Here is a 24,021-nt window from a genome sequence, read left to right on the forward strand (position 1 = left end):
TTCCCTTGCCATAGGGCAGGCCGAGGCGGCAAAAGCCGTGCTTTACGGAAAGACAGAAGCAAAAGATGACGGATCGCACCGAAATTTTCGACAGCGTCACCGCGCAGGTCGCCCCTTTCAATAAAAAGGGCGTCGCGCTGACCGAAACCACCACCTTTGCCGGCGATCTGGAATGGGACAGCCTGACCGTGATGGATTTCGTCGCTGCGATCGAGGATGAATTCGATATCCTGATCACCATGAACATGCAGGCGGAGATCGAGACGATCGGCCAGCTGGTGGATGCCGTCGCAAAGCTGAAGGCCGCGTAAATAGGAACAACGTCCGTTCGCCCTGAGCGAAGTCGAAGGGCGCTGCTGAGCGAAGGCGAAGCATGAGGCCTCGGCTCCGCTCGGCACAGGGCTTCGACTTCGCTCAGCCCGAACGGCTTTAGGACCATGGATATTATGACCGACACCGCCATCGCCGCCGACACCCGCGACCTGCTCTCCAAATTCGATCCCCTGATCGCCGAGCGCCAGGCGCTGCTGGACACCGGCGTGCGCGATCCTTTCTCGATCGTGATGGATCAGGTGCTCTCGCCAACCCGCGCGATCATCAAGGGCAAGGAAACCATCCTGCTTGGCACCTATAATTATATGGGCATGACCTTCGACCCCGATGTGGTCGCAGCGGGCAAGAAGGCGCTGGACGAATTTGGTGCTGGCACCACTGGCAGCCGCGTCCTCAACGGCACCTATCAGGGCCATCGCGAAGTCGAGGATGCCCTCAAGGAATTTTACGGCACGTCATCGGCCATGGTCTTTTCGACCGGTTATCAGGCCAATCTGGGCGTGATTTCGACGCTGGCCGGGCGCGGCGATTATGTCGTGCTGGACGCCGACAGCCATGCGTCCATCTATGATGGCTGCTTCCTGGGCGACGCGGAAATCGTCCGCTTCCGCCACAATAGCGTTGAAGATCTGGACAAGCGCCTCGGTCGCCTGCCCGCCGACGCGCTCAAGCTGGTCGTGCTGGAAGGCGTCTATTCGATGCTGGGCGACATCGCCCCCCTGCCGGACATGGTGGCAGCGGTGCGCAAGCATCAAAACTGCATGATCCTGGTCGATGAAGCCCATGGCATGGGCTTTTTCGGCCCCAATGGCCGCGGCGTCTATGAGGAACAGGGTGTCGAAAAGGACGTGGATTTCGTCGTCGGCACCTTCTCCAAATCGGTCGGTACGGTCGGCGGCTTCTGCGTCTCCAACCATCCCAAGTTCGAAATCATGCGGCTGGTCTGCCGCCCCTATGTGTTCACCGCGTCACTGCCGCCCAGCGTGGTCGCGACCGCCGCGACCAGCATCCGCAAGCTGATGCACGCCGGCGAAAAGCGCGCCCATCTGTGGAAGAACAGCAAGCGGCTGCACAAGGGGCTGACCGACCTCGGCTTCACGCTGGGGACCAAGACGCCGCAATCGGCGATCATCGCGGTGATCCTGACCGATCAGGCCCAAGCCGTCGCGATCTGGCAGACGCTGCTGGAACTCGGCCTCTACGTCAACATGGCCCGCCCGCCCGCAACCCCGGCTGGCACCTTCCTGCTGCGCTGTTCGCTTTGCGCGGACCATAGCGACGAACAGGTCGAACAGATTATCGGCATGTTCAAGGTCGCGGGCAAGGCAACGGGCGCAATCGCCTGACCGGTGCCATTGATCGCGATCGTTTCGCTGCTATCCTTATTCGGCTAGTGTGACGAGTGATGGCGGACAGCGATATTATGGACGATCAGGAAAGGGGCTGGCGCATGGCGATACGGCGCCTGTTGCCGTTCCTGCTCGGTATCCTGCTGGTCGGGTCGCTGGGCGCTTTGCTCTACAGCGCCAGCAATGCCTCGCGCGATCATGCGCAGGCGCTGGCCGAACAGCAGCGCAGCTTCGAGATTATCGCGCTGGCCCGCGCGTTCGAGGCGCAGACCGCGCGCGCCGAAGTGACGCTGGCCCGCTATGTCATTGGCCTGAACCCGGACACGGGTCGCCTGTTTCAGGATCAGTGGCGCACCGCCGGCGCGCAATTGAAGGCGCTGGGCTATGCGACGCGCGGCACCGGCTGGCAGCGCGGCAATGTCGAGGCATTGCACCATGCCTATATGGCGCGCGGCAAGACGCTGAACGAAATCGGTCTGCGCACCACCTATGACCAGAAGATGGCCGCGCTGGGCCGCTTTCATGAGGCAGGCACCTCGCGCGACCTCAAACGCATCACCGCTTTGCTCGACCGGGTGATCCAGGCGGAAAATCTGCGCCTGCGCGAACGCAGCCTGGCGGTGACGCTGGCGGGGGATCGCACCGAATGGATGGGGCAGACATCGCGCCTGCTGGGGCTGGCGATGCTGGTATGCGTCCTGTTCGCCGCCTGGTTCGCCCATGTCGCCTATAGCGACCGCCGCAACGCGCGGCGGCTGGCGGAGGCGGAGGCGGAGCGCGCCGACCGGCTGGATCTGGCGGTGCGCACGCGGACGGCGGAACTGACCGACGCCTATGAGCGGCTGAAACAGGAATCGATCGAGCGCGCGGCGGCGGAGGAAAATCTGCGCCAGATGCACAAGATGGACGCTGTGGGTCAGTTGACCGGCGGCATCGCCCATGATTTCAACAATATGCTGGCCGTTGTTGTCGGCGGGCTGGAACTGGCCAAGCGCAATATCCGCTTGAAGCCGGCAGAAGCATCCCGCCATCTCGACAATGCGATGGAGGGGGCCAATCGCGCCTCCGCCCTCACCCGCCGCCTGCTGGCCTTTGCCCGGTCCGAACCTCTGCTGCCCAGCGCGGTCGATCCCGATGCGCTGGTGTCGGGCATGGCCGAACTGATCGACCGCACCATCGGCGACCAGATTATCGTCGCGCTTGCCCCCAAGGCACAGGGCTGGCGCATCTTCGTCGACCAGCATCAGATGGAAAACGCCATCCTGAACCTGTGCGTCAATGCGCGCGACGCGATGGACGGGCGCGGGCGGCTGACCATCGGCACGGGCCAGGCGGTGCTGGCGGCAGGCGAAGTGGGCGATTGCGTCGCGGGCGATTATGTCGTGCTGACCGTCGCCGACGATGGCTGCGGCATGAGCGCGGAGGTACTGGCCCGCGTGTTCGAACCCTTCTTCACAACCAAACCAGTCGGCAAGGGCACCGGCCTTGGCCTCAGCCAGATCTTCGGTTTCGTGCGCCAGTGCGAGGGCGAAATCCGCATCGAATCCGAACCCGACAAAGGCACCAGCGTCCATATCTACCTGCCCCGCCGCATGGGCAGCGCCGCCACCGATGCGGTCGATGCGGCATCACCGATGCACGCCGCGACACTGCATCCCCCCACCCGCATCCTGGTGGTGGAGGATGATCCGCGCGTGCTGAACCAGACGATGGCGGCGCTGGCGGAGCTGGGGCACCTGCCCATCGCCTGCGATCATCCGTCGAAGGCCGCCAAGCTGCTGGCCAACAACGGCGACATTGGCCTGATCATGAGCGACGTGCTGATGCCCGACCTCACCGGCCCGGAAATGATCCGCGCGCTGCCCGCCCAATATCGCCATCTGCCGGTGCTGTTCGTGACCGGCTATGCCGGGGACGCGACCGCCAGCGCCGATTTTGTCGGCCATGAAGTGCTGCGCAAACCCTATACGCTGATGGCGCTGGCCAATGCGCTGTCGACCGCGCTCAACGGATCGACCCAGAGCGGAACAGTCGCGGCAGCAGAGTGAGCGCGCCCAGCAGCGGCCAGCGCCGCTGCCAGGGCTTGATGACGATCGCGGTCCCGGCATGGCGGTTGATCTTCCACGCCAGATAGTCGATCCCGCCCGCATAGGTGAAGCTCGCCTTGGCCAGCCGCACCACCGACAGCCACTTGCCGCGCCGCTGGAGCTGATGCCAGCGCCGGGCAGCCTGTTCGGGCGACGGCGGCAGGCCGTCCGCCAGCGCCGCCTCACCGAAACGGCGATAGCGATCCGGGTCAGCATCCACGATCGAGAGCGACCGCCCCTTGCGCTCGGCCCGCAACTCGGCGCCGTAAGTCAGGGTGAAGCCTTGCTTCCACAAGGATAGCGCATCCTGCCCTTCCGCCATCGGTCGCGCCAGCGCCAGCAAAGTCGGCGCGGCCTGTGCCACGGCGGCAATGGCGCGTTCCCGCGCATCCTCATCCGCCACCCATAACAGCCGCGAAGGCTGGGCAAAGCGCGCCCACACCGACACATTGTCCGCCGCGGGACTGCACAGCCGGGCAAAGTCCGCTTCGGACAACACCGCATATTTGGCGATCAAGCCATTATCTTCAAACGGAAACACATTGGGCGGGATCAGCGCATTGGCCCGCGCCAGCCAGCTTTTGCCATAGGCGGCGCGATAGTCCGACACGATCAGATAGAAATCGAGCATCAACCCGTCGAGATTGGCCTCCCGCAAGCACGAGCCATAGAATAGCACCGCCCGCGCCGCCGACGGATAGCGCGCCGCCAGCGCCCCGGCCATCGCCGCCGCGCGCGGATCGGCGGGCTGGAGCAATTCGGCGGTTACGAGGGGAAGGAGTTGGCTGGACATTGCGCTCCCCTTATCCGTTCGGCCTGAACTTGTCGAAGGCCCGTTCTTGCTCGCTGGATAGTAATACCAAGATGCGTTGAAAGTGACCTACTCCATCCCCTCCCCCTTGAGGGGGAGGTTGGGTGGGGGTGCACCGCCGCCAGCGTGGACGCGCGGCTTCGCCTCGCTCCCCCTCCCCTTGATTGGAGGCACGTGACTCCAATCAACCCTCCCCGCCGGGGAGGGGAGAGGAGTCACAATCAACGTGATTTGGTATAAAGCGCTTCGACAGGCTCAGCGCGAACGGATTTCAGCAGGTCTCTCGCCGGAAAATCACCGACAGATTATTCGCCGCCATTTCGACCAGCCGGTCAAAGCGCAAACCCTGCGCCTCCGCCGCCGCCACGACATCCTCCAGCCGCCGCACGCCCCAGCGCGGGTCGCGCGCCTTGAGCGAGGCGTCGAACGCCAGATTGCTGGACGCGGTCTCCACATCGTCGCGGATATAGGGACCATAGAGATAGAGCAGACCGCCGGGCGGCAATGCCCGCCCTGCCCCCTGCATCAACCCCAGTGTCGCGTCCCACGGACTGATATGCACCATGTTGATGCACAATATCGCATCAACCCGGTCCACCGGCCAGTCACCCGCCGCGTCGAGCTGGATCGGCGCGCGCAGGTTCGCCAACCCCGCCTCCGCCTGCCACGCCGCAATGGATGCCAGCGCCGCCGGATCGGGATCGCTCGGTTGCCACTCAAGCGCAGGCAGCGCGGCGGCGAAGTGGATCGCATGTTCGCCGCTACCACTCGCCACTTCCAGCACCAAGCCAGCAGGCGGCAAAATGTCGCGCAGGATCAAAAGAATGGCGTCCCGGTTCCGCAGCGTCGCGGGGGCGTGGCGTTTCTGCGCCTCGCCGCCCGCTTCGCCCGGAACCCAGAGCGTCATTCCGCCGCCTGCGCCAGCGCCGGCGCTTCCCAGGTCAGCACCGGCTTGCGCGCCGCCAGCGTTTCATCCAGGCGACGGCGCGGCGCATGATAGGGCGCGCCCTTCAAGGCCTCGTCCCCTGCCTTGGCCCGTTGCGCCAGGCTGCGCAGCGCCATGATGAACTGGTCGAGCGCGGCCTTGCTCTCGGTCTCGGTCGGTTCGACCAGCATCGCACCATGGACGACCAGGGGGAAATACATGGTCATCGGGTGGAAACCCTCGTCGATCAGCCCTTTGGCGATATCGAGCGTCGTGAAGCCCTCGGCCAGCCCCTTATCGCTGAACAAAGCCTCATGCATACAAGGGCCGCTGCCACCGAACGGCGCGTCCAGCACATCGTCCAGGCTGCGCAAGATATAGTTGGCATTGAGGACCGCATCCTCCGCCACCTGCCGCAGCCCGTCAGCGCCATGGCTCATGATATAGGCCAAAGCACGGGTGAACATGCCCATCTGGCCATGGAAGGCGACCATGCGGCCGAACGTCCCGGCATGATGATCCTGCGCCGATTCCTCCTCGATCAGGACGAATGTGTCGCCCTGCTTCTCCACGAAGGGTAGCGGCGCATAGGGTGCCAGCGCCTCCGACAACACGACCGGGCCGGAGCCGGGACCGCCGCCGCCATGGGGGGTGGAGAAGGTCTTGTGCAGGTTGATGTGCATCGCGTCGACGCCCAGATCGCCGGGGCGGACCCGGCCGACAATGGCGTTGAAATTCGCCCCATCGCAATAGACGAACGCGCCCGCCGCATGAACCGCGTCGGAAATCGTCTTGAGGTCGCGCTCGAACAGGCCGCAGGTATTGGGATTGGTGATCATCACCGCCGCCACATCCGGCCCCAGCCGCGCCGTCAGCGCCGCCAGATCGACCCGGCCTTCGGGCGTCGCGGGAATATCCTCGACCTTGTAACCGCAGAAAGCCGCCGTGGCGGGATTGGTGCCATGCGCGCTTTCGGGCACCAGCACGACGCTGCGCGCGTCGCCCCGCGCTTCCAGCGCCGCGCGGATCGCCAGCAGGCCGCACAATTCCCCATGCGCCCCAGCCTTGGGCGACATGGCGACCGAATGCATGCCCGTAAGCGTCACCAGCCATTCCGCCAGCTCATGGATCACCGCCAGCGCGCCCTGCACCGTCGATTGCGGGCTGAGCGGGTGGAGATCGGCAAAACCGGGCATCCGCGCGACCTTTTCGTTGAGGCGCGGATTATGCTTCATCGTGCAACTGCCGAGCGGAAACAGGCCCAGGTCGATGGCGTAATTCTGACGGCTGAGGCGCGTATAATGGCGCACCGTTTCCTGTTCCGACAGGCCCGGCAGGCCGATCGCCCGCCGCTCCAGCCCGCCAAGACGGCTGGCCACCTTGGGCGCGGGCGCGAAATCGACGCCGGTCGTGTCGGTCGATCCAATCTCGAAGATCAGCGCCTCTTCCAGCATCAGCGCGCGGTTGCCGGTAACGGTCGCGGGGGCCATATGCGCGTCCTTGACGGGGACGGGGGCGGTGGGGCGGCCTTCCTTGAGCATGGTCATCTTAGAAATCCTTCCCACAAATAAGCCGTTCGCCCTGAGCGAAGTCGAAGGGCATCGCCGAACGCAGTGAGGTGCCTTCGCTACGCTCAGGCGAGGGCTTCGACAGGCTCAGCCCGAACGGAGAAAGAAAGAAGCTCATGCCAGTTCCTCCTCCAGCGCCTTGGCCAGCGTTTCGATATCCTCCGCTATGACCGTCTCGGTCACCGCGACGACCAGACCGTTGCCCACGGACATGTGTTGCGGGAACAGGCGACCCAGCGACACGCCCGCCAGCACGCCCTTGTCGGCCAGGCTGCGCACGACCTCACGCGCGTCCTTGGTCAGGACCAGTGTGAACTCGTTGAAGAAGCTGTCGTTCAGCAGCGTCACCCCCGGCACCTGCGCCAATCGATCGGCAGCCTGCACCGCCAACCCATGATTGAGCGCCGCCAGTTCGCGCAGCCCCTTTTCCCCCAACAGGGTCATGTGGATGCTGAACGCCAGCGCACAAAGCCCTGAATTGGTGCAGATATTCGACGTCGCCTTTTCGCGGCGGATATGCTGTTCGCGGGTGGAGAGGGTCAGCACGAAACCGCGCTTGCCCGCCGCGTCCACCGTCTCGCCGCACAGGCGGCCCGGCATCTGGCGGACATATTTCTGCTTGCACGCGAACAGGCCAAGATACGGCCCGCCGAACTGGAGGCCAACGCCGATCGACTGGCCTTCGCCCACCACAATGTCCGCGCCCATCTCGCCCGGCGGCACCAGCGCGCCCAGCGCCACCGGCTCGGTGACCACCGCCACCAACAGCGCGCCTGCCGCATGGGCCGCTTCTGCCAACGGGGTCAGGTCGGCAATGCGCCCCAAAATGTCGGGATATTGGACGACGACGCAGCTTGTGTCCTTGTCGATGCCCGCGATCAGCGCCTCGATATCGGTCGCGGCGCTCAGCGTCGGCGCGTCATGGAGCAACTGGTCGCCGGTGAATTTCGCCATGGTGTTGGCGACCGACACATAATGGGGGTGCAGGCCCGACGACAATATCGCCTTGCTCCGCTTGGTGATCCGCCGCGCCATGCCGATCGCTTCCCAGCAGGCCGTCGATCCGTCATACATGGATGCGTTCGCCACGTCGCAGCCCAGCAGGCGCGCCACCTGCGTCTGGAACTCGAACAAGACCTGCAATGTCCCCTGCGCGATTTCCGGCTGATAGGGGGTGTAGGCGGTCAGAAACTCGCCGCGCTGGATCAGATGATCGACGCTGGCCGGGACATGATGCCTGTACGCCCCCGCGCCCAGAAAGAAGGGCGCTTCCCCCGCCGACAGATTTTGCCGCGCCAGCTTGCCCATATGGCGCTCGACCGCCAGTTCGCTGGCATGGTCGGGAAGCCCGGCGATCTTGGCGGACAGCCGCGCTTCGGCTGGCACGTCAACGAACAGATCGTCGATCGAGGCTGCACCGATGACGGACAGCATCTGCTGCCGGTCAGTGTCGGTCAGGGGTAGGTAGCGCATGTCAATACTCCCCCCTCGCCCCATTATCTCCCCTCCCGCTTGCGGGAGGGGTTAGGGGAGGGCATGTGACGGGGATGGCGCGACACGCCCTCCCCTAACCCCTCCCGCAAGCGGGAGGGGAACGAAAGATTAAAGCGCGGCCACAAACTTCTTGTAGGCCGCTTCGGTCATCAACCCTTCCAGCTCGGACGGGTCGGTCATGCGCAGCTTGAAGAACCAGCCATCTTCCTCGGCATCGCTGTTGACCAGCGCGGGTTCATCCTCCAGCGCGCCATTGGCCTCGATCACTTCACCCGAAATCGGCGCATAGACGTCGGATGCGGCCTTGACCGATTCGACCACGGCGGCGTCGTCGCCCTTGTCGAACGTCGTGCCTTCAGCGGGCAGTTCGACGAACACGATGTCGCCCAGCTGCTCCTGCGCATAATCGGTGATGCCGACCGTGGCGATCTCGCCCTCGACGTCGATCCATTCATGTTCGTCGGTGAAATAACGGCTCATGGATATACTCCCCTCGAAAAACTCAGGCCTTGCGGCGATAACGGTGCGGCACGAACGGCATGGGCGCAACCACAGCGGCGATACGCTTGCCGCGCACCTCAATCTCCAGCGCGGTGCCGATGGCGCTATGGGGCAGGCTGACCCAACCCATGGCGATCGGCGCACCAACACTGGGCGCGAACCCGCCGGAGGTGACATCGCCCACCTGCACATCGCCGACATAAATCTGCGCGCCCTCACGCGCTGGCAGGCGCCCTTCGATCGTCAGGCCCACCCGCTTTGCGCCCGGACCATCGGCCAGTTCCTTCATCACCCGGCCATGGCCGATAAAGCCGCCTTCCTCGCGACGGCGCTTCTGGATCGCAAAGCCCAGATCCGCACCAATCGTGCTGACCGCGGGCGTCAGGTCATGGCCATAAAGCGGCAAGCCCGCCTCCAGCCGCAAGGAATCGCGCGCGCCAAGGCCGATCGGCTTGACCTGCGGCAGCGCGCACAAGGCGTCAGCAAAAGCGACGGCGGCGTCCGCTGGCAGGCTGATTTCAAACCCGTCCTCACCGGTATAGCCCGACCGGCTGATCCACAGCGGCACCCCGTTCCACTCGAACGCACCGCACTGCATGAAGATCAACTCAGCGGTCCCAGGCACCAGCGCGGCCATAGCCTCGCCCGCTTCCGGTCCCTGCAACGCCAGCAGCGCCTGATCGGCCATATGGTTCATCACGACGTCGTCGGGCAGATGCTCGATCATCCAGCCAATATCGTCATATTTGGTCGCGCCGTTGACGACCATATAGATCGCCGCATCATCGAACGCGCCGTCCGCGGGACGGGACACCATCAGGTCGTCGAGTATGCCGCCATCGCGATCCAGCAGCATCGAATAGCGCTGGCGACCGGGCTTCAATCCCCTGATGTCGCTGGGCAACAACAGTTCCAGCGCCTCGTCCACGCCCTCGCCGGAGAAGGTCAACTGCCCCATATGGCTGACGTCGAACAGGCCCGCATGTTCGCGGGTCCAGCCATGTTCGGCCATGATGCCGTCATATTGGATCGGCATATGATAACCGGCAAAACCGACCATCCGCGCGCCACGCGCGCGATGCCAGGCGTCGAGCGGCAAGGCCTCCAGCGGCAGGGCGTCTTCCAGCGTGGCGATAGTGTCATTGGCGGTCATAAGACGGCCTTTCCGTAAGAGGGCACAGCGACGATCAGCCCGGCCCGCAAAGGACCGCCTTGTTCGTCACCCCCTCTGTCACGGGAACCTGAGAGCTTTGACCGTCCTGAAGCCAGGAAACGGCTTACCCCTTCGGTGGGACAGGTTTCCCCCGTCCGCTTTCCAGAGTGTCTGCGCGCGATGCGGTCCTTTGGCCTGAGAGATTCCGGGGCGGTTGCTCCTTCGGCGACGGGCCTGGCCTGAAAGACCGCCCATGCTCTCCCGCATCGTGCCCGGCACCGAATCCTCAGCGCCGGAGACATGTTGTGCATTGCGTCAAACGCACCGGCGCGTCAATTGCCTATGCACATCCTCCCTTGGAAGGGCAGGGCTATCGCATATAAAACCATGCTCTCCTTCATCGTCACCCTGAACTTGTTTCAGGGTCCATTTCTCGTCACGAGCGGAGGCTCTTGGGGCGCGATGGATGCTGAGCCGCAGGCCAGCGCAGCTAAACAAGTTCAGCATGACGTTATAAAAATACAGAACCCATATGTCACAACCCTGCGCGCAGGGTAGATTTTACCTTACCCAAATATCTCCGCATGGCGCTTTTCGGCATAGCGGTCGGTCATCCCGGCGATGAAGTCCGCGATATGCCGGCTGCGGTCGGGTTCTTGCCTGACGCACTCGTCGCGCCATTCGTCCGGCATCAGCGCGGGATCAGCCTGATAGGCAGCGAACAGGTCGGTGACGATCACTCGCGCCCGGTCGGCAGCGGCCAATTGTTCGGGATGATGATAGAGGCTGGCATACATGAAGCGCTTGAGGTCGCGTTCTTCCGCCGCCAGTTCCGGCGAGAAGGCGACCAGCGTGCGGCCCAGCGCGCGGACATCCTCCACCGTCTCCACCCCCGACTCCGCAATATTGGCGCGGGTCGATGCGATCAGGTCATTGGCCATTACGCCAATCTGTTCGCGCACAAGTTCGCGCAGCAGCCGGTCCTGCGCAACATCGGGATAACGCGCCCGCACCCTCTCCCAGCAGCGCGCCACGAACGGCACCTCCAGCAACTGGTCAAGCGTCAGCAGCCCGGCGCGCAGCCCATCGTCAATGTCATGATTGTCATAAGCGATGTCGTCCGAAATCGCCGCCAGCTGCGCCTCCAGCGAGGCATGGCTGGTCAGGTCCAGCGGCAACAGCGCGTCCAGTTCGCGCATCGCCCAGCCGGGATTGGCGATCGGCCCATTATGCTTGGCCAGCCCCTCCAGCATTTCCCAGCTGAGGTTCAGTCCCGCAAAGCGCGGATAGGGGCTTTCCAGCAGCATCAGCGTGCGCAGCGTATGGGCGTTGTGATCAAAGCCGCCATGCGCCTCCATCGCCGCCTCCAGCGCATCCTCCCCCGCATGGCCGAACGGCGGATGGCCGATATCATGGGCCAGGCACAACGCCTCGGTCAGATCCTCGTTCAGCCCCAGCGTCCGCGCGGTGGTGCGGCCAATCTGCGCGACTTCCAGACTATGGGTCAGGCGGACGCGGAAATGATCGCCATCGGGCGACACAAACACCTGCGTCTTGTGGCGAAGCCGCCGGAACGCGATCGAGTGGATGATGCGATCACGGTCGCGCTGGAACATGTCACGCGGACCGCGCACCTCGCCCCCTTCTTCGGGGTGGAGGCGACCCCGGCTGGCGTCCGGGTGGCAGGCATAGGAAGCAAGGATCGTCATGAGACGCCCCTCTACTCGCCGCCCAGCCTTTCGACTACCTCTCCCGCATCGCTTTGCCAGGCAAAAACGTCCGCGCCCTCGCCCTTAAGCTTGGTTTCAAGCGTTTTGGCGCGGGTGAAGCTGGCGAAGGGACCAACGACCAGCCGGTTGGTCCGTCCCCAGCTGGCGACCCAGGCGCTTTGCGGGGCCAGCGCATCATATTTCTTGCGCATCGTCTTGAGGGTGAAGCCCAGCGCACTCTTGCTCGCGCCCGTAGCAATCTGGAGCCAGCTGCGCGCGGGATTGTCGGCCAGGCGCTTCTTTTCCTCGGCTTCCTTCTTCGCCTTGGCGTCAGCCTCCGCCTTGGCCTTGGCAGCGGCGGCCTTCTTCACCTTGTCGGCAGCGGCCAGACGCTCGGCCCGGCGCGCGGCCTGGATCTTCTCGATCTCGGCCAGATCGACGGCGGCGACGCTCGACTGCCGTTCGGTTTCCGGCACGTCGATCGCGCGGATGATGTCGGCCAAAGTCCGGGTCGCCTGCGGATCGGGCTGCGGCGGTGATGGCGCGACGGCTGGCATGGGCGTGGGCTGCACGACGGGCGACGGTGGCCCCATGGATGGCGACGGCGCAGGAACCGACGCCTGCGCCAGCGTGATGGCGTTGAGCTGGGTCGCAGGCGCTGGCTGGCTCGCGGCCGGGGCAGCCGTCTGCGCCGTATCGACCGATTCAAAGCCCGGCGCTGGCGGCCCCTGCACCTGCGGGGAAGCAGCGGCGACCTGCTGCGGCGGCGCGGTCTGGACCGGCGCTGGCGCGGCGGGCGTCGGCTGAACCATCTGCACCTGCGCGGGTGGCGGCTGCACCGGTTGCGGTGCCGGTTGTTGAGCGACGGATGGCGGCGCTGGTATGGGTATGGGTATAGGTGTGGGCGTGGGCGTGGGTGCCGCTGCCGGTTGCACCACCGCCGGGCGCACCGTCTCGGCCCGCGCCAGCCGGGTCGCTTCGCGGCGCTGGCGTTGCTGCTCGGCACGCCGCGCGCGGCGATCCTGCGCGGGGCTGGTCGGTGCCGCCGCCACGACGACCGGCGGCGTTTTGGCGACAACCGGCTGGCTATAGCCGGGTGCCGGCGGCGTCGGCACGATGGCCGCGATGCTGGTGCCGATCTGGGTCGGGAAATGGCCGAAATGCACCGCCGCTGCCTTTTGCGCCGGGGTCAGATAGGGCATTTTGCGCATATAGGGGATGATCGCCGTGGCGAGTTGCGCAGGCATGGTCTGCTCGGCAATCTTCTGCGCATCGGCCTGCCGGTTGTTCATCGCCAGAATGAAGGCGCGATAGCGCCAGGCGGCCCGGTCGCTCTTGTAGAAGAGCGGCTGCATCACCTTGTCCGCCGCCTCGACCTGCCCGGCGATCCCCAAAGACGCCGCATAGCGCCGGATCAGCTCCGCATCGTCAGGCGTGCGTTGCAGCGCCGCCTGATAATCGCGCTGCGCCCCGGCCTGATCCCCGGTCATGTCGCGCGCCAGCCCGCGATCGGCCAATATGGTCGCGTCGGGATAGCCCAGCCGCGCTGCCTGATCGAACAGGCGCAGCGCTTCGCCGGGATTTTGCAGCTTCAGCATCACCCGGCCAAGCCCGGCCTTGATCCGGCCATTGCCGCTGGCAATCGCATCGGCGCGGGCGAAGAAACCGGCGGCGGCGCGCGGATCATCCAGCGCCAGTGCCGCCTCCCCCGCGCCGATCAGCGCCGCAACGTCGCGCGGATTGGCCGACAGGCGGGCAAGGTATGTGTTGAGGTCAGCCGCATCGGGCGGACGCACCAGTTGCGACTGATCGACCTGCGCCCGCGCCCCGCCCGAAAGCATCAGTGCGGCAAATATCCAGGGAAGAGAGCGTTTCACATCTGGGCCTTATACCATATCGCGATGATCGCGCCGTTATCTCCCCTCCCCGGCGGGGAGGGGTCGGGGGAGGGGGAGCGAGGTGAAGCCGAGCGTCGACGCTGGCGGTAGCACACCCCCACCCAACCTCCCCCTCAAGGGGGAGGAGCCTTACAGGACACAATCATCGCGTTGCTATTAGCCCATGCCGTCCTGAATAGGAAATGACCCCCATGAAAAAGCGCGCCCGGTTGCCTCAGGGGACCGACAGCGCGCTTCTGGTTGGGCAAAAGCCCGTATGAGACAATCGCTTACTGGTTGTTCTGGCGATTGAGGAAGCGCGGAATGTCCAGACCCGGCGCAGGCTCGTCCGCGCCCGGTGCCTTTTCCGTGCCACGGGTCAGGCCCGCCATCCGCTCGAACAAGGTGCCACCCGATGCGACACGCGGCGCGGGTTCCACAGGCGCAGCCGGGGCAGCGCTTTCGACGCCCAGCACCAGTTCGTCCTCGGCCGGATCTTCATCCGAAAAGACAGCCGCCGGACGCGGTGGGGCGAAGGGTGCGGGCGCTGCGGCTTCCACCGGTGCGGGAGCAGGCGCTTCCGGCACGTCCAGTTCCAGCGTTTCGGGTTCCGGCGCGGGCGCAGGCGCTGCCTGTGGCGCGGGTGCTGGCGCAGCGGCCTTGGGCGCTGCCGCCTGCGGCACCGACACGGCGGGGCGGCTGGCGAAGCTGAACGGCTGGGTCAACGGCGCGGCATGATTGCCGATATCATTGTCGATCCCGGTGGCGACCACCGACACGCGGATCTTGCCATTCAGATTGTCGTTGAACGCGCTGCCCCAGATGATGTTCGCGTCCGGGTCCACCAGTTCGCGGATATGGTTGGCGGCTTCGTCCACTTCCATCAGGCGCATATCCTCGCCGCCCACGATGGAGACGATCACGCCCTTCGCGCCGCGCATCGACACCCCGTCGAGCAGCGGGTTGGCGATCGCCTTTTCCGCCGCCTGCAACGCACGACCGTCGCCCTCGGCTTCGCCGGTGCCCATCATCGCCTTGCCCATTTCGCCCATCACGGAGCGGACGTCGGCAAAGTCGAGGTTGATGAGGCCGGGCATGACCATCAGGTCGGTGATGCCGCGCACGCCCTGCTGCAACACTTCATCCGCCATCTGGAACGCTTCCTTGAAGGTCGTGTTCGGGTTGGCGATCAGGAACAGATTCTGGTTCGGAATGACGATCAGCGTGTCGACATGCTTTTGCAGCTCGTCAATGCCCGCTTCCGCCGATTTCATGCGGCGATTGCCCTCGAAGGTGAAGGGCTTGGTCACGACGCCAACGGTCAGGATGCCGCGTTCCCGCGCCGCCTTGGCGATGACGGGGGCAGCCCCGGTGCCAGTGCCGCCGCCCATGCCAGCGGCGATGAAGCACATATGCGCGCCGTCCAGCGCCGCTTCGACCATGGCGATGGTTTCTTCCGCCGCTGCCTTGCCGATTTCGGGGCGCGACCCGGCACCCAGACCCTCGGTGATTTGCGGGCCAAGCTGGATGCGGCGCTCCGCGGGCGAGGCGTTCAGCGCCTGCGCATCCGTGTTCGCCACGATGAAGTCCACGCCCTCGACATGGGCCGCGATCATGTTTGCGATGGCATTGCCGCCCGCGCCGCCGACACCGATCACCGCGATGCGCGGCTTCAGTTCATCCACATGCGGAGGGCTGATCTCAATGCTCATATATTCTGCTCCCTCAGCTTCCTCGTCAGGAAGCGACAACCAACACCAAATGTTAACACCAGAAACTGGAGTATTTCACCAGCTATTTTCGTCTTACTCTAATTTCGTTCAATAGTTGGTCTTTATCGCCCGCATCATCCGTTGCCACCACAAGGGTGCGCCCAGACGATGCACGGTTTGCGGCGCGGACGCCATCGTGCGGAGATCAACCGGGTTGGAAGCGCCGTAAAGCGCCAGTCCCGCCAAAGTCGCGAAGGCCGGGCCACTATGCGCTTCGGGCATGGCCGACAAGCCCCGTGGCCGCCCGATCCGCACCGCCCGGCCCAGCGCGCCTTGCGCATAATCGGCAATGCCCTTCATTTCCGCGCCGCCCCCGGTCAGCACCACCTGCCGTCCGGTCGGCGAATTAAAGCCCATGCCCGCCAGCGCCGCATTCACTTCGGACATCAGCTGGTTGAGCCGCTCGCAAATGACGCCCACCAGCGCAGCGCGAGTGATCTTGCCCCCTTCGGCATTGGGACCGGCGCTCTGCCCCGGCACCGCCGCATCGCCATGGGGCGTTGCAATCTCGATCATCTCGCGAAAATCGCGCCGGTTCTGCATCGCGGAGCCATAGAAGCATTTGATCCGCTCCGCCTGACTACGGCGAATACCAAAGGCCGACGCGATATCGTCGGTAATGTCGGACGCGCCGATGGGGATCGAATGCAGCCCCACCAGCATCCCGCCCGCATAGAGCGACACATTGGTCACCCCCGCCCCCAGTTCCACCAGCGCCACGCCCAGATCGCGCTCTTCTTCGGACAGGCAGGCCAGCCCGGTCGCGATCGGCGATGCGACGATGGAGTTGACGTTCAGATAAGCGCCCCGCACGCACAGGTCCAGATTGGCGAGCGGCGCTCCATCGGCCAGCACGACATGAATATCCACGCCCAGCAGGTCGGCGTGCATCCCGGCGGGTTTTTTGACCGGCACCTTGCCATTGATGGTGAAGCAGGTCGGCTGCGCATGCAGCACGACCCGGCCATCGGGGTCGATCCCCTGCTGGCCGGTCGTCAGCAAATCATCAATATCGGCTTGCTCGATGCGGTATCCGCCCATGTCGCGCTCGACCGTCACGACATCGCTGACCAGGCTGCCGCCCGAAAAGCTGACCCAGACATCCTCGATATTGGTGCCGGCAACCCGCTCGGCCTGCTCGATCGTTTCGCGCACGGCGAGTTCGGTGCGTTCCATATCGGCGATGAAGCCGCGCCGCACGCCCCGGCTTTCGCGCTGGCCGGTGCCCAAAATCGCCAGCTCACCCGTGTCGGTCCGCCCCGCGATCAGCGCGGATACCTTCCACGATCCGATATCGATCGCGGTGATCAGCTTTTCGACCTTGGGCTGCGCCATGGGGCTTAGCCTTCCTCGCCCAGCGCAAGGGCGCTGGCGGCGGAATCCGCCGCATCATCCACCGGCTTCTCCTCGACCCTGCCCTGCGGCAGGCGCAGCACGAAGCGATCGGGATCGCGCATGTCGAACTTCACGATGCCCCGGCCCAGCAGCCGGTTGACCCCGTCCATCCGCGCGAAATTGACCAGAGCGGCGGCGGAAATCTTGTCCCCTTCGGGCAGCGACAGCGTCTCGCCCGACTGGAAGCGCAAATCCCAGCGACGATTGCCGACCCAGGTCGCGCCCGCCAGCATCGGCTTCAACGCCGGGGCATTTTCCATCAGCCGGTTAAGGCCCGCCGTCTGCCGATTGGCGTTGGGACCAACGACCAGCGGCAGGTCCGGCATGGCGCTCGCCGACACCGGTTGCAGCACCACGCCCGCCACGTCGATCAGATGCAATTGCCCGCCATGCTGCCACACCGCGACCGGATCACGCTCGACGATATCGACCACCAGCGTATCCGGCAGGCGGCGGGAAATGCGCGCATCCTTGACCCAGCCGAGCTTCAGCATATCGGCGCGAACCTTGGGCAGGTCGAGCGAGAGCATGGAGCGATCCACCTGCCCCAGCGCGATATTATAGACCGGCAGCTCGTCCATCCGCTCGACGCCGCGCACCTCGACCTTGTCGACCTCGAAACCCGCGCGCGCGGCGATCAGCGCCGCCTGCTGCTGCGCCATGGCAGGCAGGCCAAAGAAAATCGCAAAGCCGACCAGGATCGCGCCGAAAATCCCCACGATCGTCCAGCTGGCCAGCCGTTGCAGCGTCGCTTCGCTGACCGGCAGTGCCTCGATCAGCCGGTCGAGCGTCGACTGGCGCTTGAGCGTGCGCCCCCGCGCGCCCTTCGTCGCCCTACCCTTCGCGCTGCTCAGTCGCGCGGCACCGCCGCGCCGGATCCGTGCCTCAGCCATGTTTCTCACCCCCGGCGCGGTGCAGCGCCTCCTCGACAATAGTCTCCACCAACTCGGCATAGTCAATGCCCAGCTTCGCCGCCTGTTCGGGAACCAGGCTCAAAGGCGTCATCCCCGGCTGGGTATTGACCTCCAGCAGGAACAGCCCCTCGATCCCCTGTTCATCATCCCAGCGGAAATCGGACCGCGACGCCCCCTTGCATCCCAGCAACTGGTGCGACCGCAGCGCCAGCGCCTTGCACGCGGCAGTGATCTCGTCGGGAATCTCGGCAGGGCAGACATGTTCGGTCATGCCGTCAGTATATTTGGCGTCGAAATCATAAAAGCCGCTCTTGGGCCGCAACTCCGTGACCAGCAGCGCCTCATCGCCCAGCACAGCGGTCGTCAGTTCACGCCCGCGAATATAGGGTTCGGCCAGCAATTCGGGGAAATCCTGCCATGGCCCCACACTGTCGCGGGCGATCGGGTTGCCATAATTGCCCTCGGCGGTGACGATCGCCACGCCGACCGAACTGCCTTCGTTGACCGGTTTCAACACATAGGGACGCGGCAGCGGATCACCCGCAAACAGGCTCTCGCTCTGCACGATATGCCCGCCGGGCATGGGAATGCCGTGCGGCACCAGCGCCTGCTTGGTCAGTTGCTTGTCGATCGCGATGACAGAAGTGGCCAGACCCGAATGGGTGTAGGTCAGCCCCATCAGGTCCATCATCCCCTGCACCGTGCCATCCTCGCCCGGCACGCCATGCAGCGCGTTGAACACCACGTCCGCTTTTGTTTCCGCCAGCCGCGCCGCGACATCACGATCCATATCGATCCGCGTAACCCGATGCCCGCGCGATTCCAGCGCCTTGGCCACGCCCTCCCCGCTCATAAGCGAAACCGGACGTTCCGCCGACCAGCCGCCCATCAGGACAGCGACATGCCAGGGACCACGGGTCATGGATAACACTCCGAAATATTACGCACCGTCATCCCAGCGAAGGCTGGGATCTCACTGCCTTTTGACGCAGCGAGAGAAGAAAAGAGGGATGCCAGCCTCCGCTGGCATGACGGGAAGTGGGACTGGTTCACTTCACCAACCCCACAATTCCCGTTTTGGCGTCGTCGGCAAACATGCCCACCCGCTGAATTTCCCATTCCAGTTCCACGCCGCTCCTGTCCTTCACCCGCCGCCGCACTTCCTCGCCCAGCGCTTCGATGTCGCTGCTGGTCGCGTTCCCGGTGTTCAGCAGGAAATTGGTATGCTTCTCACTCACCTGCGCGCCGCCCAGTTGCAGCCCGCGACAGCCCGCCTCATCCACCAACTGCCACGCCTTGTGCCCATCCGGGTTCTTGAAGGTCGATCCGCCGGTCTTGCTGCGCAGCGGCTGGCTTTCCTCGCGCGCGGCGGCGATGCGGTCCATTTCCGCCTGGATCGCTGCCGGCTCGCCGGGCAAGCCCCGGAATGTCGCGCTGACCACGATCGCGCCATCGGTCAGGTTCGAATGGCGATAGGTATAATGCAGGTCGCGGTTGAGCAACGTCACCTGCTCGCCCGATCGCAAGACGACTTCGCACTCGACCAATATGTCGCGCGTCTCGCGGCCATAGGCGCCGCCATTCATCCGCACGAAACCCCCGACCGTGCCGGGGATCGAGCGCAGAAACTCAAGTCCTGCAATCCCGGCGTCGCGCGCGGTCGATGACACCAATATCCCCGACGCCCCGCCGCCGCAGGTCAGCGTCACCTCGTCCTGGGCCTCAACCTTGGCGAATGGCTTGCCCAGCCGCACCACCACGCCCGGCACCCCGCCATCGCGCACGATCAGGTTGGACCCCAGCCCCAGCGCCATGACCGGCACTTGCGGATCGAGCATGGCGAGAAAATCAGACAGGTCGTCGGCATCCTTCGGCTCGAACAGCCATTGCGCCGCCCCGCCCGCCTTGAACCAGACGAGCGGGGCCAGCGGCGCATCCGCCTTCACACTGCCGCGCACCGGCGGAAGGGCGATCCTGTCGCTCAACCGCGCACGCCCCACAGGCTCATCCAGCTTTTCATCGCCTTCAGCCCCGCCTCGCCCGCCTGATTGGCGGCCATCCCGGCCTTGGCATTTTCCTGCGCCGCCTGCACCATGTCGCGTGCAGCCTCCACGCCCTGCATCTGGACGTCGATCATGCGCTTCTGCATTTCCAGCCCTACGGCGAACAGCTCGAACATCAGACCGATTCCTTGACCTTGGTGGAGACAGCAGCCGCCAGCCCCGCCGCCCATTTGGTGATGTCGCCTGCCCCCAGGCAGATCACCATATCGTCCGCCTGAATATCCGCCGCCAGCGCGCTCGCCAGTGCATCGGCATCGGCTATGGTTGAGGCATGGCGATGCCCGCGCCGCTTCAATCCCGCGACCAGCGCCGCACTGTCCACATCCTCGATCGGCTGTTCGCCCGCGGTGTAAACGGGCGCTGCATAGACGATGTCGGCGTCGTTGAACGCCTGCTGGAAATCGTCCATCAGGTCGCGCAGCCGGGTAAAGCGATGCGGCTGGACCACGGCGATCACCCGCCCCTGCGCGCCCTCACGCGCCGCCGCCAGCACGGCTTTGATCTCCACCGGATGGTGGCCATAATCGTCGATGACCGTGGCGGAACCAGCACCGACCGCAATCTCGCCAACCTTGGTAAAGCGCCGCTTGACCCCACCGAACTTGGCAAAACCCGTCTGGATCGTCGCGTCGTCAATCCCCATGTGCAGCGCCACGCCGATCGCCGCCATCGCGTTCAGCACATTGTGGCGGCCCGGCATCGGCATTTCGATGCCCTCGATCTTGCGGGTCGATCCGTCCCGCTCACGGATCTGCACGTCGAAGCGATTGCCGCCGGGGAAGCTCACCACATTGTCGCCGCGAATGTCCGCCTGCGCGGAAAAGCCATAGGTCACGATCCGCCGGTCCTGCACGCGCGGCAAAATCGCCTGCACTTCGGGATGATCGAGGCACAGCAGGGCCGCGCCATAGAAAGGCACATTGCCGACAAATTCGACAAACGCATCCTTCACCCGGTCGAAACTGCCATAATGGTCCAGATGTTCGGGATCGATATTGGTGACGACCGCGATCGTGCCGTCGAGCCGCAAGAAACTGCCGTCGCTCTCGTCGGCCTCCACCACCATCCAGTCGCTATTGCCCAGCCGCGCGTTGGAGCCATAGCTGTTGATGATGCCGCCATTGATGACGGTCGGGTCCACCCCGCCCGCGTCCAGTAACGCCGCGACCATCGACGTCGTCGTCGTCTTGCCATGCGTTCCCGCCACCGCGACGGTGGATTTGAGGCGCATCAACTCGGCCAGCATTTCCGCCCGGCGGATCACCGGCACGCGCGTTTCCAGCGCCAGCTCAACCTCCGGGTTGCCACGCTTGATCGCGGTGGATGTCACCACCACCGCCGCATCGCCCAGATTTTCTGACCTGTGGCCGATCATCACGCGAATGCCCTTGGCCCGCAGCCCCTCGACCACATAGCCTTCGGCGACGTCCGACCCCTGCACATCATAGCCCAGATTATGCATCACCTCGGCAATACCCGACATGCCGATGCCGCCAATGCCGATGAAATGGATCGTGCCGATGTCCGTGCCGACACCCTTCATGCGATAATCTCCGAAACAACACCGTCATCCCAGCGAAGGCTGGGATCTCTCTTTTCTTCAAGAGCGACGGAGAAAGAAGAAGTGGGATGCCAGCGTTCGCTGGCATGACGGAAGAGGGAAGCCATCAAGCCGGAACCCCCGCCAGATTGAGCGTCGTGGGCGTCGGCCCGACCCGCACCGGATCATTGACGATCGGCGCATGGCCGATGCTTTCCAGCAAATCCGCCATATCCCGCGCCGCATTGGGACGGCCGCAGCCGCGCGCGCGCTTCGCTGCATTCTGCAGAGCGCCCGGCTCCATCGCCATTTTCTGCATCTGCTTGGCCAGTTCCACCGCGGTAAAGCGCGCCTGCGGGATCGTCCGCGCACCGCCCGCCTCGGTCATTTCGCGGGCATTGGCGGTCTGATGATCGTCCATCGCGCTCGGCAGCGGCACCAATATCGCAGGCCGCCCGGCGCAGGTCAGTTCCGCCAGCGTAGACGCCCCCGCACGCGCGATCACCAGATGCGACCAGCCCAATTTCTCCGGCACATCGTTGAAGTAAGTGGCGAGGTCCGCGGGAATTTCCATCTCCGCATAGGTCTTGCGCACCCGCTCAATATCCTCGGCCCGGCATTGCTGCGTCACCTGCAAACGGCGGCGCAGCGCGACCGGCAGCATCGACAGGCCTTCAGGCACCACGCTCGACAGGATCGACGCGCCCTGGCTGCCGCCGATCACCAGCACCCGGAACACGCTTTCGTCGGTCAGCGCGGGGAAATCCTCCTCGCGCAATTGCTTCACTTCCTCCCGCACCGGATTGCCGATCAGGTGGACCTTGGCAGCATATTTATCCTTCAGCCGTTCAACCCCCGGATAGGCGGTCGCGATCGCATCGACCCTTCCGGCCAGCAGCCGGTTGACCCGGCCCAGCACCGCATTTTGCTCATGCACCGCCGTCGGCACGCCATCGGCCAGCGCCGCCAGCAAAGCGGGCATCGCCGGATAACCGCCAAAGCCGACCACGGCGGTCGGACGAAACGTCTCATTCAATCGCCGCGCCATTGCCCGTCCCGCCAATATGGCTTTGAGCGCCCCCGGCCAGCTTTTCGGATTCTTGGTCATGCGGCCCGCTGGCAGCACATGGACCTGCGCCTTGTCAAAAATGCCGGGGATCTTCGCCCCCCGCTCATCGGTGACGAGCGCGACATGATGGCCGCGCGCCATCAGCTCCTCAGCCACGGCATGAGCCGGAATCATATGACCACCCGTCCCGCCGGCGGCGAGGACGAAGTGACGGGAAATGCTCATCGACCACTCCATTTGACGACCGTATGCCGACCCATGAAGGGGTTGCGTCGCGTGAAGGCGAGCAACAGGCCGACGCCGATGCAAAGCGCCAGCATAGAGGAGCCGCCATAGCTGATAAAGGGCAGCGTCATCCCCTTGGACGGAAATATCTGCGCATTGACGCCCATATTGATGATCGCCTGCAATCCGAACTGCGTCGTCAGCCCCGCCGCTGCCAAAATCGTGAAACTATCCTCCTCGTCCAGCAGCCGCAGCAGCACCCGCACGACAATGGCCAGATAGACAAGCGCGATGGCGATGCAGGCCAGCAGCCCGAACTCTTCGCCGATGACCGAGAAGATATAGTCGGTATGCGCTTCGGGCAGGCGGAATTTATGCTGCCCGCCCCCCGGCCCCACACCGGTAAAGCCGCCATGGGTGATGGTGCGGAAGGCCAGATCGGTCTGGTCCGGCCCGGCGTCCTGACTGACGCCAATCCCCAGAAAATCATTGATCCGCTGACGACCATTTTCGTAAAACATATAGACCGCGACCAGCCCCGCCAGCCCCACGCCCCCCAGCGCCGCGATCCAGCGCATCGGCAGGCCCGACAACAGCAACAGGCACCCCCAGCAGGCGAGGAAAATGACGGTCTGGCCGAAATCGGGCTGCCGCATCAAAATCGCCGCGATCAACAGCGTCAATACGCCGGTCAGCGGGATCACCGGCAGGCTCGCATCCTTGCCGCGCAGCGACAGCAGCCAGGCCAAAGTCACCACATAGACGGGCTTCAAAAACTCCGATGGCTGGAAACGGAAACCGGGCAGGTCGATCCAGCGCTTGGCCCCGTTCACCGTGCTGCCCAGCAATGGCACGAACAGCAGCATGACGAAGAAAAAGACGCACAGAAATGTCGCCAGTCGCCGCGCCTGCGGGCGGGGCAGCATCGATATGACCAGCATGATCGGCAGGCCCAGGCCGACAAAGACGAGCTGGCGGTAGAAATAGTTGAGCGGATTGACGGTGATCTGCGCCGTCGACCGGTCGATCGCCGCCACCGGCGAGGCGGCGGCGACTGCGACCAGCCCGATCGCCATCAGCGCGACGATCAGCGACAGGAGGACGCGGTCAATCTCCCAGAACCAGATGGCGAGCGCGGTGCGTTCGCGCGGCACGGTGCGGGTGCGAAACCCCTTCACCAGTTCGCCTGCCCTAGACATGTGCCCCGTCCCTTCCCTGCTGGTCCCGCGCCATCAC

The 24,021-nt window shown here is 64.7% G+C and carries 21 protein-coding genes and 1 riboswitch; of the genes, 3 read left to right on the plus strand and 18 right to left on the minus strand.

Going from position 1 to position 24,021, the window contains the following annotated elements; genetic code table 11:
• Positions 1-65: 65 nt before the first annotated feature.
• From D0Z70_RS05355 to D0Z70_RS05365, 3 genes are all read left to right on the plus strand, one after another.
• Complete coding sequence (locus D0Z70_RS05355) at positions 66-311, plus strand: acyl carrier protein (RefSeq protein ID WP_119744390.1); 246 nt, start codon at positions 66-68, stop codon at positions 309-311.
• A 135-nt stretch (positions 312-446) separates the two neighbouring features.
• On the plus strand, positions 447-1,679 hold the full coding sequence (gene spt / locus D0Z70_RS05360; RefSeq protein WP_119744455.1) for a serine palmitoyltransferase: 1,233 nt from the start codon (positions 447-449) through the stop codon (positions 1,677-1,679).
• A gap of 59 nt (positions 1,680-1,738) precedes the next feature.
• Positions 1,739-3,730 carry an ATP-binding protein gene (locus D0Z70_RS05365; protein ID WP_119744391.1) on the plus strand — a complete coding sequence of 664 codons (1,992 nt, stop codon included), beginning with the start codon at positions 1,739-1,741 and terminating at the stop codon, positions 3,728-3,730.
• Here the strand turns inward: D0Z70_RS05365 and D0Z70_RS05370 are convergent.
• From D0Z70_RS05370 to ftsW, 18 genes are all read right to left on the minus strand, one after another.
• A complete protein-coding gene (locus D0Z70_RS05370; RefSeq protein WP_119744392.1) occupies positions 3,687-4,562 on the minus strand; it encodes a hypothetical protein in 876 nt (291 codons plus the stop codon). The genes D0Z70_RS05365 and D0Z70_RS05370 overlap by 44 nt on opposite strands.
• A gap of 289 nt (positions 4,563-4,851) precedes the next feature.
• Positions 4,852-5,487 (minus strand): DUF938 domain-containing protein, encoded by a 636-nt coding sequence (locus tag D0Z70_RS05375; protein ID WP_119744393.1) that lies wholly within the window; start codon positions 5,485-5,487, stop codon positions 4,852-4,854.
• Positions 5,484-7,052, minus strand: coding sequence for an aminomethyl-transferring glycine dehydrogenase subunit GcvPB (gene gcvPB, locus D0Z70_RS05380; protein WP_119744394.1), 1,569 nt, complete (start codon positions 7,050-7,052; stop codon positions 5,484-5,486). The genes D0Z70_RS05375 and gcvPB overlap by 4 nt, the downstream gene beginning before the upstream one ends.
• 1 nt (position 7,053) lies before the next feature.
• On the minus strand, positions 7,054-7,191 hold the full coding sequence (locus D0Z70_RS24840) for a hypothetical protein (protein ID WP_182913844.1): 138 nt from the start codon (positions 7,189-7,191) through the stop codon (positions 7,054-7,056).
• Positions 7,188-8,546: an aminomethyl-transferring glycine dehydrogenase subunit GcvPA gene (gene gcvPA, locus D0Z70_RS05385; RefSeq protein ID WP_119744395.1), complete on the minus strand. Its 1,359-nt coding sequence runs from the start codon at positions 8,544-8,546 to the stop codon at positions 7,188-7,190. Before gcvPA ends, D0Z70_RS24840 begins: the two co-directional genes overlap by 4 nt.
• 129 nt (positions 8,547-8,675) lie before the next feature.
• On the minus strand, positions 8,676-9,047 hold the full coding sequence (gene gcvH / locus D0Z70_RS05390) for a glycine cleavage system protein GcvH (RefSeq protein ID WP_119744396.1): 372 nt from the start codon (positions 9,045-9,047) through the stop codon (positions 8,676-8,678).
• Between the two features lie 22 nt (positions 9,048-9,069).
• A complete protein-coding gene (gene gcvT, locus D0Z70_RS05395; RefSeq protein WP_119744397.1) occupies positions 9,070-10,221 on the minus strand; it encodes a glycine cleavage system aminomethyltransferase GcvT in 1,152 nt (383 codons plus the stop codon).
• Between the two features lie 173 nt (positions 10,222-10,394).
• A riboswitch (glycine riboswitch) is annotated at positions 10,395-10,495 on the minus strand.
• 292 nt (positions 10,496-10,787) lie between these two features.
• The gene (locus D0Z70_RS05405; RefSeq protein WP_119744399.1) at positions 10,788-11,930 is read right to left on the minus strand and encodes a deoxyguanosinetriphosphate triphosphohydrolase; all 1,143 of its coding nucleotides are present in this window, start codon (positions 11,928-11,930) and stop codon (positions 10,788-10,790) included.
• An 11-nt stretch (positions 11,931-11,941) separates the two neighbouring features.
• On the minus strand, positions 11,942-13,771 hold the full coding sequence (locus tag D0Z70_RS05410) for a tetratricopeptide repeat protein (protein ID WP_119744400.1): 1,830 nt from the start codon (positions 13,769-13,771) through the stop codon (positions 11,942-11,944).
• 326 nt (positions 13,772-14,097) lie between these two features.
• Positions 14,098-15,519, minus strand: a complete 1,422-nt coding sequence (gene ftsZ / locus D0Z70_RS05415) for a cell division protein FtsZ (protein WP_119744401.1) — start codon at positions 15,517-15,519, stop codon at positions 14,098-14,100.
• A gap of 108 nt (positions 15,520-15,627) precedes the next feature.
• Positions 15,628-16,914 (minus strand): cell division protein FtsA, encoded by a 1,287-nt coding sequence (gene ftsA, locus D0Z70_RS05420; protein ID WP_119744402.1) that lies wholly within the window; start codon positions 16,912-16,914, stop codon positions 15,628-15,630.
• 5 nt (positions 16,915-16,919) lie between these two features.
• Complete coding sequence (locus D0Z70_RS05425; RefSeq protein ID WP_119744403.1) at positions 16,920-17,867, minus strand: cell division protein FtsQ/DivIB; 948 nt, start codon at positions 17,865-17,867, stop codon at positions 16,920-16,922.
• Positions 17,860-18,810 carry a D-alanine--D-alanine ligase gene (locus tag D0Z70_RS05430; RefSeq protein WP_119744404.1) on the minus strand — a complete coding sequence of 317 codons (951 nt, stop codon included), beginning with the start codon at positions 18,808-18,810 and terminating at the stop codon, positions 17,860-17,862. Before D0Z70_RS05430 ends, D0Z70_RS05425 begins: the two co-directional genes overlap by 8 nt.
• 127 nt (positions 18,811-18,937) lie before the next feature.
• Complete coding sequence (gene murB / locus D0Z70_RS05435) at positions 18,938-19,888, minus strand: UDP-N-acetylmuramate dehydrogenase (protein WP_119744405.1); 951 nt, start codon at positions 19,886-19,888, stop codon at positions 18,938-18,940.
• On the minus strand, positions 19,870-20,067 hold the full coding sequence (locus D0Z70_RS05440; protein ID WP_119744406.1) for a hypothetical protein: 198 nt from the start codon (positions 20,065-20,067) through the stop codon (positions 19,870-19,872). The genes murB and D0Z70_RS05440 overlap by 19 nt, the downstream gene beginning before the upstream one ends.
• On the minus strand, positions 20,067-21,494 hold the full coding sequence (gene murC, locus D0Z70_RS05445) for a UDP-N-acetylmuramate--L-alanine ligase (RefSeq protein ID WP_119744407.1): 1,428 nt from the start codon (positions 21,492-21,494) through the stop codon (positions 20,067-20,069). Before murC ends, D0Z70_RS05440 begins: the two co-directional genes overlap by 1 nt.
• Positions 21,495-21,618: 124 nt before the next feature.
• On the minus strand, positions 21,619-22,785 hold the full coding sequence (gene murG / locus D0Z70_RS05450) for an undecaprenyldiphospho-muramoylpentapeptide beta-N-acetylglucosaminyltransferase (RefSeq protein WP_119744408.1): 1,167 nt from the start codon (positions 22,783-22,785) through the stop codon (positions 21,619-21,621).
• Positions 22,782-23,984, minus strand: a complete 1,203-nt coding sequence (gene ftsW / locus D0Z70_RS05455) for a putative lipid II flippase FtsW (protein WP_119744409.1) — start codon at positions 23,982-23,984, stop codon at positions 22,782-22,784. Before ftsW ends, murG begins: the two co-directional genes overlap by 4 nt.
• Positions 23,985-24,021 lie beyond the last annotated feature (37 nt).

The organism is Sphingobium terrigena (genome assembly GCF_003591655.1).
Taxonomy (GTDB): Bacteria; Pseudomonadota; Alphaproteobacteria; order Sphingomonadales; family Sphingomonadaceae; genus Sphingobium; species Sphingobium terrigena.

Excerpts from the sequence above, each read along its gene's own strand:
- D0Z70_RS05355 (WP_119744390.1), top strand. The coding sequence starts at position 66 with ATGACGGATCGCACCGAAATTTTCGACAGCGTCACCGCGCAGGTCGCC.
- spt (WP_119744455.1), top strand. The coding sequence starts at position 447 with ATGACCGACACCGCCATCGCCGCCGACACCCGCGACCTGCTCTCCAAA.
- D0Z70_RS05365 (WP_119744391.1), top strand. The coding sequence starts at position 1,739 with ATGGCGGACAGCGATATTATGGACGATCAGGAAAGGGGCTGGCGCATG.
- D0Z70_RS05370 (WP_119744392.1), bottom strand. The coding sequence starts at position 4,562 with ATGTCCAGCCAACTCCTTCCCCTCGTAACCGCCGAATTGCTCCAGCCC.
- D0Z70_RS05375 (WP_119744393.1), bottom strand. The coding sequence starts at position 5,487 with ATGACGCTCTGGGTTCCGGGCGAAGCGGGCGGCGAGGCGCAGAAACGC.
- gcvPB (WP_119744394.1), bottom strand. The coding sequence starts at position 7,052 with ATGACCATGCTCAAGGAAGGCCGCCCCACCGCCCCCGTCCCCGTCAAG.
- D0Z70_RS24840 (WP_182913844.1), bottom strand. The coding sequence starts at position 7,191 with ATGAGCTTCTTTCTTTCTCCGTTCGGGCTGAGCCTGTCGAAGCCCTCG.
- gcvPA (WP_119744395.1), bottom strand. The coding sequence starts at position 8,546 with ATGCGCTACCTACCCCTGACCGACACTGACCGGCAGCAGATGCTGTCC.
- gcvH (WP_119744396.1), bottom strand. The coding sequence starts at position 9,047 with ATGAGCCGTTATTTCACCGACGAACATGAATGGATCGACGTCGAGGGC.
- gcvT (WP_119744397.1), bottom strand. The coding sequence starts at position 10,221 with ATGACCGCCAATGACACTATCGCCACGCTGGAAGACGCCCTGCCGCTG.
- D0Z70_RS05405 (WP_119744399.1), bottom strand. The coding sequence starts at position 11,930 with ATGACGATCCTTGCTTCCTATGCCTGCCACCCGGACGCCAGCCGGGGT.
- D0Z70_RS05410 (WP_119744400.1), bottom strand. The coding sequence starts at position 13,771 with ATGCTTTCGGGCGGGGCGCGGGCGCAGGTCGATCAGTCGCAACTGGTG.
- ftsZ (WP_119744401.1), bottom strand. The coding sequence starts at position 15,519 with ATGAGCATTGAGATCAGCCCTCCGCATGTGGATGAACTGAAGCCGCGC.
- ftsA (WP_119744402.1), bottom strand. The coding sequence starts at position 16,914 with ATGGCGCAGCCCAAGGTCGAAAAGCTGATCACCGCGATCGATATCGGA.
- D0Z70_RS05425 (WP_119744403.1), bottom strand. The coding sequence starts at position 17,867 with ATGGCTGAGGCACGGATCCGGCGCGGCGGTGCCGCGCGACTGAGCAGC.
- D0Z70_RS05430 (WP_119744404.1), bottom strand. The coding sequence starts at position 18,810 with ATGACCCGTGGTCCCTGGCATGTCGCTGTCCTGATGGGCGGCTGGTCG.
- D0Z70_RS05440 (WP_119744406.1), bottom strand. The coding sequence starts at position 20,067 with ATGTTCGAGCTGTTCGCCGTAGGGCTGGAAATGCAGAAGCGCATGATC.
- murC (WP_119744407.1), bottom strand. The coding sequence starts at position 21,494 with ATGAAGGGTGTCGGCACGGACATCGGCACGATCCATTTCATCGGCATT.
- murG (WP_119744408.1), bottom strand. The coding sequence starts at position 22,785 with ATGAGCATTTCCCGTCACTTCGTCCTCGCCGCCGGCGGGACGGGTGGT.
- ftsW (WP_119744409.1), bottom strand. The coding sequence starts at position 23,984 with ATGTCTAGGGCAGGCGAACTGGTGAAGGGGTTTCGCACCCGCACCGTG.